This window comes from Alishewanella tabrizica, from assembly GCF_014652375.1.
Classification (GTDB): domain Bacteria; phylum Pseudomonadota; class Gammaproteobacteria; order Enterobacterales; family Alteromonadaceae; genus Alishewanella; species Alishewanella tabrizica.
Window position 1 is genome coordinate 138,292 of the sequence record NZ_BMYR01000005.1, and the last position, 14,927, is coordinate 153,218.

Below are 14,927 nucleotides of genomic sequence, written 5' to 3' on the forward strand. Positions count from 1 at the left end.
TTAGGCATTATATTGCCTTTTTATCGGAGTAGCGCGTTAACGTGGCCAAGGAAAATCCCGCTTTGCTAATAGTGACCAATATGGGGCCTAAACCTTCAGCACCTTTTCAAGGGCAGTTTGTGGCAAACCAAGTGACTGAATTACAGGGTCAAGGGCAAGCTGCTGATTACCATTATATGCGTTGGCATGGTGACTCTTTGCTGAACAGACTTTTAAAGTATCCCGTGTTTTTCTTGGATTTTTTTTGGCGGTTTGTGCTGCGTCGCCAACGTTACGACATTATTCATGTGCATTTTTTTTACCCTACAATATGGCTGGCGTTATTATACCGCGCCTTGCGTCATCGGCAGGTTAAAATTGTGGTCACCTGCCATGGCAGTGACATTTACCATTATCAACCGCCGAGTCAATTGTACCAATGGTGTGCAAAGCAGGTACAGGCGTGGGTGTTTACCAGTGAAAGCTTACGCCAGCAGTTATTTTTCGCACCCGCTAAGCAGCAGATCCTGTCAGCCGGCATTCAGGGACAGTTTGCCACCTGCACACCACGCGCCTTCAGTGAAAAAGATGTTGATATTTTGTACGTAGGCACCTTGGACAAAAATAAAGGGATGGATCGTTTAATCACCATGCTTCCAACGTTAGCACCGTACCGGATTGTCGTGGCGGGAACCGGGCCCTGGTTAGCGACCTTACAAGAAGCCGCTAAGCAGTACCCTGGTTTAACGTTGGTGGGCGCGCAATCTACTCAAGCTTTGCAAGAATGGTATCAACGCAGTCGATGTTTTATTAATTTATCGCGTAACGAGTCTTTTGGGTTAGTGATGGCTGAAGCCATGGCGTGTTATACACCTGTTGTAGCAACAGATACCGATGGCGCGCGTGCTCAAGTATTTTCAAACGTTACGGGCTATCGTGTCGCATCGCAACAGGACGAATCCGTTTTAATTGCGCAGTTTACTCAGGCTATTCAGCAGATATTGGCATTACCTGTTGAGGATTATCAGCTAATGCAACAGGCTTGCCGTCGGCAGGCTGAACCCGTGTTATTACCCAAGGTGGCCACTACGTTGCGCCAACTTTATCAGGATCTTTTTCATGGTTAATTTACCCAATTCTCCTTTAGCAGCGATACCCGAAGTGACCATTGGTCCGGTACAGGTGTCGGCTTTCGATGATATGACACAATTGCTCGCGTTTATTTTAAAAGAGGATGGCAGCGTATTTGCGGGTTCGGCTATTGCCATCAATCCAGAGAAAATACTCACTGCGATGGAAACCCCGGCCATTCTAGAGGTGATCCGCCAAGCGGATATTCGTTATGCTGATGGTATAGGCGTGGTCAAGGTGATGCGCAAGCGGCTTGATCGTAAAGTTCAGCGTATCCCAGGCTGTGAATTATGGCAGGCGTTGATGTTGCGTGCTGCAACGTATCAGGTGCCCGTTTATTTAGTGGGTGCCAAACCCGAGGTGTTAGCGCAAACTCAGGCTAAATTGGTTGCTCAAGGTACGCCCGTGGTTGGGGCGACAGATGGCTACTTTAAAGATGAAGCTGCGCTGATCGCAGCCATTAAACACAGTGGCGCTCGGTTCGTCAGTGTTGCCATGGGCTCACCCAAGCAAGAGTTATTGATTAAACGCATACAAGCGCAGCATCCAGATTGCTTTTACATGGGCGTAGGCGGTACTTATGATGTGTTTACGGGCAATGTAAAACGGGCACCTGAACTATGGTGTAAGTTGAATTTAGAATGGGCCTACCGTTTAGTGTTACAGCCCAGTCGAATCGGTCGGCAGTTACGGCTAGTGAGATACCTGTGGTGGTATCTGACGGGCAAAATTTAAGGAGCGTCGCATGTCGCAATACCCGTTAATTAGTGTTTACATGCCTACGTATAATCGGGCACAAATGGCCTGCCGTGCTATTGATTCAGTACTTGCTCAAGATTATCCCAATCTTGAGTTGATCGTAGTTGATGATGCGTCTAAAGATGATACCCAAGCCGTTTTAACCGCGCGTTATGGTGCTGATAATCGCGTGACAATTCTACGCCAGGAAACCGGGCAAGGTGCTTGTGCTGCCCGCAATCGTGCCATTACCGTGGCTAAAGGCGAATTTGTAACGGGGATTGACGACGATGATGAGTTTTTACCGCAACGTTTAAGTCAGCTCTTTGCTGCCTATGATGACAAGTACAGTTGTGTGTGCTCTGCCTATATTTGGGATTATGGTTCGGTAAAGAAAACCTTATTTGCGCAAGAGCGGGCCGTAAGTTTATCGGAATTACTTGATTTGCATACCCTGTCTAATCAAGCTTTGGTAAAACGTGAGCGGATGTTGCAATTAGCGGGCTTTGATACCGACTTGGCTGCGTTTCAGGATTATGATATGTGGGTTAGGGTGGTTGCTGCGTTTGGTCCTGCGCTGCGTATTGCTGAGGCCAGTTACAAAGTGAATGTTGGGCACGAGCTTGGGCGAATTACCAACTCCCCAAAACGGATGGATGCACATCAGCAGTTTGTGGCTAAACACCGGCCATTGATGAGTGAGCGTAATTTACAAAATCAAATGTTTTATCGACTGACGATGCAACAACAGCCATTGAGTTTAAACGCTTTTTTAAGCGCATGTCGGTATGGCTTAGTCACGTTAAAATGGCGCTATTACGTAAAGCACAAATTGGCAGGGTTAAGTCAGCTGCGGATCCGATTGTTTAGTAAAGGCGTGCGTGGATTATTTAAAAAATAATGATGATTCCTATTTCAACATGGGTAAACCGTGCCAAGGCAGAGCAAGCCTTTCTGGTGTTGGCCTTTTGCGTGATCCTGCTCGATTGGTTAAATGGGGTATTATGGTACACCTTTGGTAGCAGTTTTGGGCTAGCTGCGGCAGTAAAAGGGATACTACTGATCGGTATTGTCATACTGGGTTGGCCAGATTGTCGACGAGCATTTTATGCGCCGCTGGGCCTAATGGCCTTGATGCTGCTTGGCCCGGTGTATGTAAGCCTAACGAGCGATTTGCCATTGCCTTGGCAGGATGTGCAATTGGTGGCTAAAGCTGGGGCTTTTTTGTTAGCGCTTGCTTTTTTTTCAGCGCGCGCCATGCAAGATCCTGAAGCGTATATCCGCTGGGTAAATCGGTTTGTGCTTGCCAGTTATATGGTTCTTGTTGTGAATGTGCTTTTTGGGTTGGCCGGTTTTGGCGGTACCGCCTATCAGCCGATGGATGAAGTGGCACAGCGATTTTTGGGCATAAAAGGGTTTTTTATCTCAACGAATGAGCTATCTGCATTGTTGTTGGTATTAACCTGTTGGCTCTTAACTTTAACGTGGCAGTGTAAACGTTGGTGTTATCCCTTGGTAAGTTTTACGTCCTTGACGATGGCAGGATTAATGCTGACAAAAACCGGATTATTTGGCACCTTGTTATTAATTGTCTTGGTTCCGCTATTACTTACCCCTCGCCATTTTTATCGTCGGCACTGGCGTGCCTGTATGCTACTTTTGGGCTGTGGCGTGGCTTTGGTGTTTGGTGTATTAATGAACCTGACGGCCTTATTACAGTGGGTGGGTATTTACGATAAATTACAGTTTGCTTATCAACAACGCGGTATTGCTGGCATTATTTTGTCGTCTCGCGATTATTATTTACAACGTAACTTTACGGCGGTAGCCGAGTATTATCCAGAGTGGTTGCAGCTGTTTGGTGTGGGACAGGGTGGCGTGCAATGGTTATTAAAAAAATACTTTATTGAAATCGATCTCTTCGACTTTTTATTGTTCTATGGTCTAGCCGGCGTGTTGCTTTACGTATTAACCTTTTGGCGTTTGCTATTAACCGTGCTAAGCCGCTTGGCTTTTACCCCGGTTGCTGCACCTGTATTGTTGCTTAACACCTTGTTGTTACTGGTTTCATTATTTGCTGGCCACGTGTTAACGTCTGGCATGCTTTGGTTGCCATGGGCGCTGATTAATGGCGCCGTTGTGGCGCACCATGCTTACAGGCTATCTGTGATGGTTCCCGTTAAGCTTGTAACAAAGGACGTCACAGATGAAAGACCTGCTTGAACCCTTTTTGTATCCGCATAATCTGTTGTTTTATGGTTTGCTGTTAGCGTGTATATGCTACAAAAAAAAGGGGCTATGGTTTTTATTACTGTTTTATTATTTGGTAGGAAATACGTTTTTAGCCAATCAGGTGCGGCATTGGTATAGTCAGAACACACAAAAGCTCAGCGAGCAGCCAATGTCAATCTTGGCTATGCCACAAGAGGGCGCGATTTCTACTGATATGCCTGCCCTCTATGTTGTTTTGGGGTGTGGTGGTTCGGCAGCGCAATTACCTGCCTGCGCATCGGCCCGTCTGAATGTATTAGTCAGCGAGTTATCCAAGCACCCTAACGCCCCTGCTGCCGTGTTGATCACGACACGGTATTGCCAACCTTATCTGGATTATTTGCGTCAGCGCAGTGAGCAAACGGTGATCGATTGCTTTGATGCCGGTGATAACACCTACCAAGAATTTGCCAGCTTGGCGCAACGCTTAGATAAAACGCGCTATTATCGTTTTATTACCAGTGATTTTCACAGTTGGCGAGTGAGTAAATTGCTAGCACAGCATCATTTTACGGCGACAGTGGGCGCGGTAAGCACCCAAACGTTTCGGCCAGTGAATTGTACGTTAAACTGCTTGTTTACGATTAATCTTACGAACTTAGATTTTTACAGTAAGTTAACTGCAGAGTTTATGAGTTATGCGGTTTATCGGTTTGGCGGTGCACGTTTAACGGGCGTGGTGTCTGATAAAAACACACCATAGCCAATATCATGCCACCGAGTGCGCCATAAAGGTGTGCATCGATGGCGACATTCGCCGCAATTTGTGCTGCTAGCGCAGAGTCTGGGCCGTTAACCTGTTCGACAATAAGTTTTACCGCGACGCCCGCTAAAATAAGATAACCCGTGCGAAAACCCTGTCGTAAATCCAGAATGGCGCCAAAGCAAAGGATGCCATGTAATACACCTGACATGCCAACATAGACACTGATATCGTCGGAGAATAGCCATAAACTGGCACTGGTGCTGAGACTGAGTAATACCCATTGCCAGCCTAAGGCAAGCCGTTGGCTAAGCGGAGCATAAATGAGCATAATTAATATCAGTCCGATCAGATTCATTAACAGATGATAAAAATTACTATGGATTAAATGTCCGCTGATGACGCGCCATATTTGTCCTTGCGCTAAGGCAGTACGATCATATTCCAACGTAGTTTGGATAAACGCGGGACTCAAATACAGCAGCCCAGCTAAACCCGCCAAACACAGATAAGGTAAATACGGTTTTATTGATACACTGAGCATAGCGCCGGTTGATCTTATGGTTGTAACTGGTTAGGGTGTTAAGGCGCTATTATAAGGAAAGTCTTCACAATGAAAAGATATCTTCACGTTTCTGGCTATTCTGCACGTTATCTCTTACTAGCGACCTTATCGCTACCTTTTATCGTCGTGAGTCCGTTGCAGGCGGCAACACCCGTTACGCCGATTGCACAAGAAACTCGCGAGCCTGAAGCGGCAACAGGCTTACAAACGCAACAATTGACGCGGTATCCCAAGGCTATGGTAGCGGCGGCCCATACGTTAGCGTCTGACGCTGGCCAACGTATTTTGCAAGCAGGGGGCAGTGCGATTGATGCGGCTATTACAACGCAATTGGTGTTAGGTTTGGTAGAGCCGCAAAGCTCAGGGATCGGTGGCGGAGCCTTTATTCTGCATTGGCAGGCAGATAAGCAAGAGTTAACCACCTTTGATGGTCGAGAAACCGCGCCTGCCGCGGCGGGCCCCTATTTATTTGCTGATAACGGCCAGGTGATGAGTTGGCGCGAGGCATATGTTGGCGGTAAGTCGGTAGGCGTGCCGGGGGTATTACGCGCTTTGGCAGATGCACATCAGCGTTATGGCAACCTGCCTTGGGCCGATTTGTTTAGCGAAGCCATCCAGCTCGCCGAGCAAGGTTTTCCAGTGAGTGAGCGTACCGCAAAGCAGCTGGCAATGCGCTGGAATCAAGGATTAACGCAATTATCACCGGCTAAAGCGTTTTTTTACCCAGCTGGCGAAGCTTTAGCAGCGGGTAAGGTGCTGAAAAACCCTGATTATGCCGCGCTCTTGCGGCGTATTGCGGCAGAAGGTGTGAGTGCATTTTATGAAGGTGCGAATGCCCAAGCGATGGTACAAGCAGTGCAACAGGCGGCGATTAATCCAGGCACCTTGTCGCTCACCGATTTAGCGACGTATCGGGCCTACGAGCGTGAAGCCATTTGTATTCCGTATCGGGTGTATCATATTTGTGGAATGGCACCACCGAGCTCTGGAGGGATCGCTGTATTGCAAATGATGGGGATCCTAGCGCATTTTCCATTAGCTGAAATGACGCCACGTAGTGCAGAAACAGTCCATTTATTCAGCCAAGCGGCACGTTTAGCCTTTGCCGATAGAGATCATTATGTAGCTGATCCTGCGTTTAGCACGGTGCCGGTAGCAGGTTTGCTTGATGCGGATTATTTACAACAACGTGCCGCACTGATTAGCGTTAAGGATCAAACTCATTCGGCAGGGTTACCGCAGGGCGCTAAACCTCTAGCCGCAGCCCCTGCAATTGAGTTTCCTAATACCAGTCATTTATCGATAGTTGATGCAGCAGGCAATGCCGTAAGTATGACAACCAGTATTGAAAATGTGTTTGGCTCAGGCTTGATGGTAAATGGTTTTTTATTAAATAATCAATTAACAGACTTTAGCTTAACACCTCGTGAAGGCGATCTATGGGTAGCCAACCGTGTTGAGGGTGGCAAGCGGCCTCGCAGCTCCATGGCACCGATTATGGTATTTGACGCTGACAAGCAGCTAAAACTGGTTATAGGTTCACCTGGCGGTAGTCGTATCATTAACTATGTTGCGTTAAGTTTAGTCGCTGTACTGGATTGGCAAATGGATGTACAGCAGGCGTTGAATTTACCACGGCATACCCATCGTAATGATTATTTAGCCTTAGAGGCTGGCACCGATTTAATTGAACTGCAAGCCGCATTATCTGCGATGGGATATGACGTGAGGGTACAAGATCTAAATAGCGGTTTACATGCTATTGAAGTAAAAGAGAGCCTGTTAGAGGGCGCAGCGGATCCGCGGCGTGAAGGCAAAGTCAGTGGGTTTTAAACGAGTAGGTCAGTCAATATGCAAGAGATTATCCGTTCGGTTCAGCATGGGGTATTAACCCTTAGTTTGCATCGACCAGACAAAAAAAACGCCTTAAATTTAGCCATGTACCGTGAATTAACCTTGGCCCTTGAACAGGCGCAAAGCGATCCTCAGATTAACGTTGTGTTACTACAGGGTTCAACGGCCTGTTTTACCAGTGGTAACGATTTAGCCGATTTTCTCTCGGCGGGGGAGTTGAATGCCGCCCATCCGGTAGTACGGTTTTTATACACTATTGCCGCATTTCCAAAACCCATTGTGGCTGCGGTGGCAGGATTAGCCATAGGTATTGGTACCACGGTATTATTACATTGTGATCTTGTGTATGCGGCGCCAGCCTGCCGGTTTCAAATGCCGTTTACTTTGCTTGGTCTATGTCCAGAGGCGGGTTCAAGTTTGTTATTGCCACACATTGCCGGTTATCAACGCGCAGCACAATATTTGTTATTAGCCGAACCATTTACAACAGAGCAGGCACACCAATTTGGTTTGGTCAATGAGGTGCTTTCAGCAGAAAATTTGTTGCCTTATGCCGCGAAAAAAGCGCAGCAGCTGGCCGCTTTGCCCTCTGATGCGGTCCAGCGCAGTAAAGCCTTATTAAAGGCCCCGCAGCGCCAGCAGGTAAAACAGGTGATCGCTGATGAATTAGTCGATTTTCAGCAGTTGCTGCAAAGTGATCACTGCCAGCAGCAGCTTAAGGCCTTTTTTAGTAAACGCTAGCTGCCAGGATTAGGTGTGTCAGTAGGGTTATGATAAGCGGCTTGGCGCGATGTTTAGCCGCTTAGCTCACGTAATCTAGATGACGCAATGTAGATGACGCAATTTAGATAAAATAATAAGGTGGCGATCAGTAGCAGGTAAACCCAGTTTAAAACCGCGGTTTACCTGTTTAACGAATGGAAGAGCTAAATTTATCGGCTTCAACTTCTTTTACCCGCCATGAAGTACGGTGTTTTACCAACACTACTGTGCGCGTTTCTTGGATCCGTTTGTTATCAAACTCGCCATCAAGCATTAATTGTATTCTCGCTTCATTATCATACTGTTCGCGTAAATTGCGCCCGCTGCGATTAACGTTGACCGTGACTTTATCAAAATTCATGTTAAATAAAATACGACCCGCTTGGCGGGCCGTACCATAAGAGCTCAGTAAACTCGCAAACTCCGGGGTGCTCATGCTTTTAGCTTTGCTAAGATCTTTTTCATTATAAATGGCATGAAAGAACTCACCCGCAATGTTTTCGGGCGTGCCGAATTGGGCATTCACTTGCGAATTATTGTCGCAGGCGCTGATTAGAAACAACAAAAAAAGCGGTATGAGTTTTAATAATGGCATTAGTAATTCTTGATCGTAGAATAATTACTAATAATTGTGGGCGGTTTTAGACCTGCTGTAAAGAAAAAGGCTGCTAAAAGCAGCCTTTTTAGGGTAAATAACCGGCTTAGGCTTCTAATTCTTGTTCTGTAAACACGCTAGTGAACAGCGGGCTGGTGAGGTAACGTTCTGCGGCGCTGGCCAAAATGACCACAATATTTTTACCCGCAAATTCGGGTAATTCCGCTAATCTGGCAGCAGCAACAACGGCTGCACCAGACGAAATACCTGCTAATATGCCTTCTTCTTTCATCAAACGGTGTGCCATAGCAATAGCATCATCGCTGCTAACTTGTTCTACACGATCTACCAAAGCCACGTCGAGTACACCGGGAATAAAGCCGGCGCCAATACCTTGAATTTTGTGTGGACCAGGCTTAATGTCTTGACCCGCTTTAACTTGAGAAATCACAGGTGATTCGCTAGGTTCAACCGCAACGCTGACTAACGGATGTTGTTTTTCATGCTTAATAAAGCGGCTAACGCCGGTGATAGTGCCGCCGGTACCAACGCCTGCCACAAACACATCAACTTGACCGTCTAAATCATTCCAAATCTCTGGGCCAGTCGTTTCAAAGTGAATTTGTGGGTTAGCTGGATTATCGAACTGACCTAAGATGAGGTATTTCTCTGGGTTAGATGCCTGAATTTCTTTGGCTTTTTCGATAGCACCCTTCATGCCCTTAGGGCCTTCGGTGAGCACTAAGTTTGCCCCAAGTGCTTTTAACAGTTTACGGCGCTCTAAACTCATCGTCGCGGGCATGGTCAGCGTTAATTTATAACCGCGACTGGCCGCGACAAAGGCTAACGCAATACCGGTATTGCCTGAGGTTGGCTCAACAATTTCTTTGTCTGCGGTCAGAGTGCCGCGTTTTTCGGCATCCCAGATTAACGCCGCGCCTAAACGGCATTTAACACTAAAGCTTGGATTGCGTGCTTCAATTTTGGCATAAACGTTCGCCCCTTTTACCACCCGGTTTAATTTTACCAGAGGGGTACGGCCGATTGATAAGGTGTTATCTGCATAGACATTAGCCATAAAAAACTCCAAAATGAGATAATATTGGTTATAAGCATACGCACCTGCGTAAAAAAATGAAGTAGTATTTGGCTATAAGTTATAGCTTTTTTATGTTTGTCTAAGGATTTAGCATGGCGTTTCAAAGTACCAACAATTACATCGTGTCTGCTGAGCTGGCTTTGGCTGTCAATGCCGCGGTAACCTTGCAAAAGCCGTTATTGATTAAGGGGGAGCCGGGGACAGGTAAAACTCGGCTGGCGGAAGAGTTAGCGCATAGTTTGAATACCGATCTGATTCAGTGGCATATTAAATCGACAACTAAAGCGCAACAGGGGTTGTATGAGTATGATGCCGTTTCACGCTTGCGCGATAGTCAATTAGGCAGCGAGCGGGTACAGAATATCGCAAATTACATCAAGCCTGGCAAACTCTGGCAAGCTTTTACGGCAGAACGCCGCCCTGTGTTATTGATAGACGAAATTGATAAAGCGGATATTGAGTTTCCGAATGATTTATTGCATGAGCTAGATCAGATGCGTTTTTATGTTCATGAAACCGGCGAGCAAATTATTGCGGTCGAGCGGCCTATTGTTATTATCACCTCTAACAATGAAAAGGAATTGCCCGATGCGTTTTTACGCCGCTGCTTCTTTCACTATATCCGTTTTCCAGATGCAGAGGTGTTAAGACAGATTGTTGAAGTGCATTTTCCCCACATTCGCCAGCAGCTGCTAAGTACGGCATTAGAGGTATTCTTTGAACTGCGTGACTTACCAGGGTTAAAAAAGAAGCCCTCTACCTCTGAATTACTAGATTGGCTTAAGTTGTTGTTAGCCGAGCAGATCCCCAGTGAGGTGTTACAACAACAGCAACAAAAAGGCGGTTTGATGCCGATGTTTGGCGCCTTGCTAAAAAATGAGCAAGATGTGCAGCTCGTTGAAAAGTTAGCTTTTTTGGCTAAGCGGCAAGGGCGCTAAATGCTGGTTGAATTCTTTTTTACGCTGCGAAAATACGGCTTAAAAAGCAGTATTACGGAGTTACTGGATCTTATTAACGCGTTACAGCAACACGTGGTGTTTGCTGATACCGAGGCATTTTATCATTTATCGCGTTTGATCTTAGTCAAGGACGAGAGCCAGTATGATAAATTTGATCGGGCTTTTGCTGACTATTTTGCCGGTGTTGCCGAGATAGATTTGGCCAGCCGCATTCCCGATGAGTGGCTTATTCCAGATATTATCCGGAAGTTATCTGAGCAAGATAAAGCGGCGCTAAAAGGACTTGGCAGTTTAGACGCGCTGTTGCAACAACTACGCGAACGTTTAGCTGAACAGCAAAAGCGTCATGCGGGTGGCAATAAATGGGTGGGGACGGGGGGCACCTCGCCTTTTGGTGCCTATGGATTTAATCCCGAAGGGGTGCGAATCGGTCAGCAGGGTAGCGGTGCGCGTCAAGCCGTCAAAGTATGGGATAAGCGTGAGTTTAAAGATTTAGATAACACCAGTGAGCTGAATAATCGCAGTATCAAGCTGGCACTTCGGCAATTAAGGCGTTTTGCTCGCACTGGTGCCGCCACGGAGCTGGATTTAAGCGGCACTATTCAGGCGACATCTGAGCAAGGCTACTTGGATTTGCGCTTTGTACCGGAGCGGCATAATGCAATAAAAGTGTTGATGTTTTTTGATGTGGGCGGCTCAATGGATGATCATATCGCATTATGCCAACAACTTTTTGCAGCGGTTAAAACCGAATTTAAGCATCTGGAATTTTTCTATTTTCATAATTGTGTTTATGAAGGCGTTTGGCGCAACAATCAACGCCGCTATACCGAGCAAACGGCACTAAATGAGGTTTTGCATACCTATGGCAGTGACTATAAGCTGATTTTTGTGGGTGATGCTACGATGGGGCCTTATGAGATTGATTACCCCGGTGGTAGTGTAGAACACTGGAATAAGGAACCTGGCCGGGTGTGGCTAGAACGCTTATTAGCGCAGTTCCCCAAAGCCGTCTGGTTAAACCCACAGCCTCAGCAGTGGTGGTCACATTATCACTCCATCAGTATTATTCAGCAGATTATGCAAAAGCGCATGTATCCACTGACGTTGGACGGCCTGAGTAGCGCTATTAAAACGCTAACCAGTTAAGAGGGGAGATCCAATGCCCAGATCGAACTTTAGCACTAGACCGATCCATTGCTGATGTTTTGCTAAGGGGTTAATGAAAGAATGGATAGAGATGTACGCGATGATAGAACCTGAGTTAGCGGTGATTTTACTAAATGCTACCTTGCTCGTGCTGGCTTACTTCTGGTTTTACCCACGGGTTGCCGGTGCTAACTTGCAGAAGGTGGCACTCTTTGATGTGTTAACAACGGCAATCGCTTTACTGATTGTTGGAGTGAAATTTTGGGGTTCAGATTACGCGTTTGAGCTTTTGAGTTTTCACTTTAACTGGTTCTGGTTTACCTTGTTAACCTATCTGGTATTGGAGATCCCGCTGTCGTTCTGGTATTTAAAGCGTTATCGTCAGTAAGGTTGCGTTAAGGCGTAAGGTGACTGGTTCTCCTGAAAAGCGCTTGCCACCGATTTGGCTACAGTGTTAAGCGCTGCAAGTAAACTCGGTTTTAGTCCTCGTCGTTTTCGGCTTGCTGGCGCGCTTTACGATCCTGCATTTCGGTAAAGGCTGCATTAATTTCATCCAGCACTGCGTTCACGTCTACCTCATGTTCTTCTTCAACAAAGGTGCCAGTTAGTTCAGTCTCAGGATTAAGATTACCCGCTTCAAATAAGGCCCAGATTTCCTTTGCATAGTGGCTGCTCGCCAGCTCAGGTGCAAATTGCGCATAATATTGTGTGATATTTTCAACATCACGGGTAAGCATCCATTGTGCGTTATTGTTAGCTGCGGCATCAACGGCTTGTGGCAGATCGATTATCACCGGGCCATGCTGATCTTGCAGTACATTAAATTCTGATAAATCGCCATGCACTAAGCCAACACCTAACATACGAAGCACATCTTGCATCATCGTTTTATGATCGCGGCGCGCTTGTTCAGCCGTAAGTTGAATATCATTTAAGCGTGGAGCAACATCGCCATCTTCGTCCACAATAAGCTCCATGAGTAAGACACCATCGTAGCAACCGAACGGAGTGGGAACCCTGACACCGGCATCCGACAGCTTATACAAGGCGTCTACTTCGGCGTTTTGCCAACTTTCTTCAGCTTGTTCGCGTCCAAAGCTTGATCCTTTCTCCATGGCTCTGGCGCGGCGAGAACTCCGCACTTTCCGTCCTTCTTGATATTGCACGGCCTTTTTAAAACTACGCTGACTGGCTTCTTTATAGACTTTTGCACAGCGAATAGCTTCACCGCAGCGTACCACATAGACCGCGGCTTCTTTACCACTCATTAATGGTCTGAGTACTTCATCCACTAATCCTTCGTCAATAAGGGGTTGCAGCCGTTTTGGCGTTTTCATTCCACACCTATACTTTTCATGTAATACCTAAAGTAAACCTTTATACGTTCAGCTGATCAGACCGGTACCAGAGTGGATACCGGAGTTGCCTCTGAGGACTGAGCTGTTGCTATAGTTCGAGGTAATGCGGCCAGCCAAGCAGCGGGCTATGCAAACCGTGTTTATGTTCAAATGCATCGAGTTTTTCAGGTGATGCGTCGGTCTGTTGTAATTGCTGGTATTCACGGCAAAAAAACAACGTGCGCAATAGCGCCGGAATAAAATGCTGGCCTAAATCTGCCCGTATTGTGGTTGCGTTCTCCGTTGGCAGTTCACTTAACACCGCTTCTGTTTGCAATGTTAAGTAGGTCTCCGTTAACCAATGTTCAGCTAACGTTAGGTTACGCAAACGGTTTTTTAAATCTTGTTTAACTTTATCACCTCCGGTGAGAGCGCGATAGAGGACAATTTCAGCCAACACTTCTTCAAGGCTAAAATGCTCAAACTCGTCAAACACCTGGCGCTGATAAAACTGTTGTCGCAATAATTGCATCGCCTGTAAACGATAGTGCTCGGTCAAGGCTTGTTGATAAGCTTGCCAGCCTGGCCACTCTTCGGCTGCTGGCGGGCTAGATATTTGCGCCAAGAGTTGCTCATCAACTTCCCCAAACAAGGACGGTTTGCCCGACGTTTTACGGCTTACGCTGGCTAACATTTGCCAGCCTTTTTGAAAGGGTTTTACTAAGCCTTCTGGCGCGAGCAGCAGTTGTAACGCTTTATGTTGATCGCGATCACTTAAGGCCATTAAGCCTAAACTGACAATGCCAATCACATCGTGTGCTGCATGCTCCAGTAAATGCATTTTATATTTGTTATAAAACTTATCCGCAAACTTCAGGCTCATTAGCACCGCTTTGCTTTTAATTTGGTGTAATTGGTCGGCACTGAGCGCGTCGTCAGCTTGTGCTTGATAAATCACTTTTGTTAAAAAGGGACCAGAGTGGTTATCACGAACCATTAACTGCATTAGTGCTGTCCCTTAATCTAAAAAACTAAACATATCGTCAACTTCAGCAAACTCATCGTCGACCTGATTTTTCTCTTTTGCTTGCATCACCAATTCGGTCGCAAATTTACTGATAATGCCTTCCCAGCCCGATTTTTCATTGCGGATCAGGGCTTTTATGGCGGTTTCCACACCGGGGGTAAGCTGTCGGATAAGGGCTAACAAACTTTTTGGATCGTCATATCCAATATTGTGTGCATCTTCTGTTAATTGCCGCTCGGTATAGCTTTCGGCCTCTTCTAAATGTTCTTCGTCTTCGTACAGTTTGTCTTCCCAGTAATTTTCGTACTCAAGAATTTCACCACGATAAATTTCAATAAAAGGGATAGATAAATAAAACAAACCTGCAGGATCGTCGGCAATACACTCCAGTATTTCTGCTTGTTTTTCTTCACTCTCTTGTGTGCGAATAAGATAGGTTAAAAAATCAAAGGTATGCTGTTTTAATTCTTCCGCATTGTTTTTGATTTTCTCTTCCCAATACAGCGGCTGTTGACAGACGATGTCACGAATTTTTTCTGGCGTCATTAATTCTGAAATGATTGAGGGAAATGATAAATCGTGCTGACTGTTCATTTGCGTCAATGTGACGATATCAATTTGTTCAATCACTTCGCCTAATTGCTCATCGCTCATCGTATTAGCAATGATTTCAAAGCGTTTGCTAGCTTGTTTTGGTTCGACTAAGGCCAGCTCTTTAATCTCAGCGGCGGCAATCGCAATTAAATCAGTACTCACTG

Annotated in this window: 16 protein-coding genes; 10 read left to right on the forward strand and 6 right to left on the reverse strand. The window is 46.2% G+C overall.

Annotated elements, in window-relative coordinates; all coding sequences use genetic code 11:
- Positions 1 to 71 precede the first annotated feature (71 nt).
- The 5 genes from IE070_RS07310 to IE070_RS07330 are packed head-to-tail and all read left to right on the forward strand — an operon-like array spanning position 72 to position 4,822.
- A complete protein-coding gene (locus IE070_RS07310; RefSeq protein WP_229796981.1) occupies positions 72 to 1,106 on the forward strand; it encodes a glycosyltransferase family 4 protein in 1,035 nt (344 codons plus the stop codon).
- The gene (locus tag IE070_RS07315; RefSeq protein ID WP_189481992.1) at positions 1,099 to 1,845 is read left to right on the forward strand and encodes a WecB/TagA/CpsF family glycosyltransferase; all 747 of its coding nucleotides are present in this window, start codon (positions 1,099 to 1,101) and stop codon (positions 1,843 to 1,845) included. The genes IE070_RS07310 and IE070_RS07315 overlap by 8 nt, the downstream gene beginning before the upstream one ends.
- Before the next feature lie 10 nt (positions 1,846 to 1,855).
- Positions 1,856 to 2,749, forward strand: a complete 894-nt coding sequence (locus IE070_RS07320; RefSeq protein ID WP_189481994.1) for a glycosyltransferase — start codon at positions 1,856 to 1,858, stop codon at positions 2,747 to 2,749.
- Entirely contained in the window at positions 2,749 to 4,071 is a 1,323-nt protein-coding gene (locus IE070_RS07325) for an O-antigen ligase family protein (RefSeq protein WP_189481996.1), read from the forward strand. The genes IE070_RS07320 and IE070_RS07325 overlap by 1 nt, the downstream gene beginning before the upstream one ends.
- Positions 4,055 to 4,822, forward strand: a complete 768-nt coding sequence (locus IE070_RS07330; protein WP_189481998.1) for a YdcF family protein — start codon at positions 4,055 to 4,057, stop codon at positions 4,820 to 4,822. Before IE070_RS07325 ends, IE070_RS07330 begins: the two co-directional genes overlap by 17 nt.
- Here the strand turns inward: IE070_RS07330 and rrtA are convergent.
- Positions 4,749 to 5,366 carry a rhombosortase gene (rrtA, locus tag IE070_RS07335; RefSeq protein ID WP_189482000.1) on the reverse strand — a complete coding sequence of 206 codons (618 nt, stop codon included), beginning with the start codon at positions 5,364 to 5,366 and terminating at the stop codon, positions 4,749 to 4,751. The two genes, IE070_RS07330 and rrtA, sit on opposite strands and share 74 nt — an antisense overlap.
- Positions 5,367 to 5,435: 69 nt before the next feature.
- Here rrtA and ggt point away from each other — a divergent pair, with 69 nt between their 5' ends.
- Positions 5,436 to 7,220, forward strand: a complete 1,785-nt coding sequence (gene ggt / locus IE070_RS07340) for a gamma-glutamyltransferase (protein ID WP_189482003.1) — start codon at positions 5,436 to 5,438, stop codon at positions 7,218 to 7,220.
- A gap of 18 nt (positions 7,221 to 7,238) precedes the next feature.
- Entirely contained in the window at positions 7,239 to 7,982 is a 744-nt protein-coding gene (locus IE070_RS07345; protein WP_189482004.1) for an enoyl-CoA hydratase-related protein, read from the forward strand.
- A 169-nt stretch (positions 7,983 to 8,151) separates the two neighbouring features.
- Here IE070_RS07345 and IE070_RS07350 read toward each other — a convergent pair whose 3' ends face one another.
- Together IE070_RS07350 and cysK are read right to left on the reverse strand one after the other, a co-directional pair.
- Positions 8,152 to 8,598: a hypothetical protein gene (locus IE070_RS07350; protein WP_189482006.1), complete on the reverse strand. Its 447-nt coding sequence runs from the start codon at positions 8,596 to 8,598 to the stop codon at positions 8,152 to 8,154.
- Positions 8,599 to 8,704: 106 nt separating this feature from the next.
- Positions 8,705 to 9,676: a cysteine synthase A gene (cysK, locus tag IE070_RS07355; protein ID WP_189482008.1), complete on the reverse strand. Its 972-nt coding sequence runs from the start codon at positions 9,674 to 9,676 to the stop codon at positions 8,705 to 8,707.
- A gap of 113 nt (positions 9,677 to 9,789) precedes the next feature.
- Here cysK and IE070_RS07360 point away from each other — a divergent pair, with 113 nt between their 5' ends.
- The 3 genes from IE070_RS07360 to IE070_RS07370 all read left to right on the forward strand — a co-directional run bounded on the left by IE070_RS07360 (position 9,790) and on the right by IE070_RS07370 (position 12,193).
- Entirely contained in the window at positions 9,790 to 10,635 is an 846-nt protein-coding gene (locus tag IE070_RS07360; RefSeq protein WP_189482010.1) for an AAA family ATPase, read from the forward strand.
- On the forward strand, positions 10,636 to 11,805 hold the full coding sequence (locus IE070_RS07365) for a vWA domain-containing protein (RefSeq protein WP_189482012.1): 1,170 nt from the start codon (positions 10,636 to 10,638) through the stop codon (positions 11,803 to 11,805).
- Between the two features lie 73 nt (positions 11,806 to 11,878).
- A complete protein-coding gene (locus IE070_RS07370) occupies positions 11,879 to 12,193 on the forward strand; it encodes a hypothetical protein (RefSeq protein ID WP_229796973.1) in 315 nt (104 codons plus the stop codon).
- Between the two features lie 91 nt (positions 12,194 to 12,284).
- Here the strand turns inward: IE070_RS07370 and IE070_RS07375 are convergent, their stop codons facing one another.
- The 3 genes from IE070_RS07375 to atcB all read right to left on the reverse strand — a co-directional run bounded on the left by IE070_RS07375 (position 12,285) and on the right by atcB (position 14,925).
- Positions 12,285 to 13,142 (reverse strand): PA4780 family RIO1-like protein kinase, encoded by an 858-nt coding sequence (locus tag IE070_RS07375; RefSeq protein ID WP_189482015.1) that lies wholly within the window; start codon positions 13,140 to 13,142, stop codon positions 12,285 to 12,287.
- Between the two features lie 109 nt (positions 13,143 to 13,251).
- Entirely contained in the window at positions 13,252 to 14,148 is an 897-nt protein-coding gene (atcC, locus tag IE070_RS07380) for a cold adaptation protein AtcC (RefSeq protein WP_189482016.1), read from the reverse strand.
- Between the two features lie 12 nt (positions 14,149 to 14,160).
- The gene (gene atcB, locus IE070_RS07385; RefSeq protein ID WP_189482018.1) at positions 14,161 to 14,925 is read right to left on the reverse strand and encodes a cold adaptation protein AtcB; all 765 of its coding nucleotides are present in this window, start codon (positions 14,923 to 14,925) and stop codon (positions 14,161 to 14,163) included.
- Positions 14,926 to 14,927 lie beyond the last annotated feature (2 nt).

What these genes read in the sequence shown, in the direction of transcription:
- IE070_RS07350 (WP_189482006.1), bottom strand. Translation starts at nt 8,598, where the DNA reads ATGCCATTATTAAAACTCATACCGCTTTTTTTGTTGTTTCTAATCAGC.
- ggt (WP_189482003.1), top strand. Translation starts at nt 5,436, where the DNA reads ATGAAAAGATATCTTCACGTTTCTGGCTATTCTGCACGTTATCTCTTA.
- atcC (WP_189482016.1), bottom strand. Translation starts at nt 14,148, where the DNA reads ATGCAGTTAATGGTTCGTGATAACCACTCTGGTCCCTTTTTAACAAAA.
- IE070_RS07345 (WP_189482004.1), top strand. Translation starts at nt 7,239, where the DNA reads ATGCAAGAGATTATCCGTTCGGTTCAGCATGGGGTATTAACCCTTAGT.
- IE070_RS07325 (WP_189481996.1), top strand. Translation starts at nt 2,749, where the DNA reads ATGATGATTCCTATTTCAACATGGGTAAACCGTGCCAAGGCAGAGCAA.
- IE070_RS07315 (WP_189481992.1), top strand. Translation starts at nt 1,099, where the DNA reads ATGGTTAATTTACCCAATTCTCCTTTAGCAGCGATACCCGAAGTGACC.
- rrtA (WP_189482000.1), bottom strand. Translation starts at nt 5,366, where the DNA reads ATGCTCAGTGTATCAATAAAACCGTATTTACCTTATCTGTGTTTGGCG.
- IE070_RS07370 (WP_229796973.1), top strand. Translation starts at nt 11,879, where the DNA reads ATGAAAGAATGGATAGAGATGTACGCGATGATAGAACCTGAGTTAGCG.
- IE070_RS07330 (WP_189481998.1), top strand. Translation starts at nt 4,055, where the DNA reads ATGAAAGACCTGCTTGAACCCTTTTTGTATCCGCATAATCTGTTGTTT.
- cysK (WP_189482008.1), bottom strand. Translation starts at nt 9,676, where the DNA reads ATGGCTAATGTCTATGCAGATAACACCTTATCAATCGGCCGTACCCCT.
- IE070_RS07365 (WP_189482012.1), top strand. Translation starts at nt 10,636, where the DNA reads ATGCTGGTTGAATTCTTTTTTACGCTGCGAAAATACGGCTTAAAAAGC.
- IE070_RS07320 (WP_189481994.1), top strand. Translation starts at nt 1,856, where the DNA reads ATGTCGCAATACCCGTTAATTAGTGTTTACATGCCTACGTATAATCGG.
- IE070_RS07375 (WP_189482015.1), bottom strand. Translation starts at nt 13,142, where the DNA reads ATGAAAACGCCAAAACGGCTGCAACCCCTTATTGACGAAGGATTAGTG.
- IE070_RS07360 (WP_189482010.1), top strand. Translation starts at nt 9,790, where the DNA reads ATGGCGTTTCAAAGTACCAACAATTACATCGTGTCTGCTGAGCTGGCT.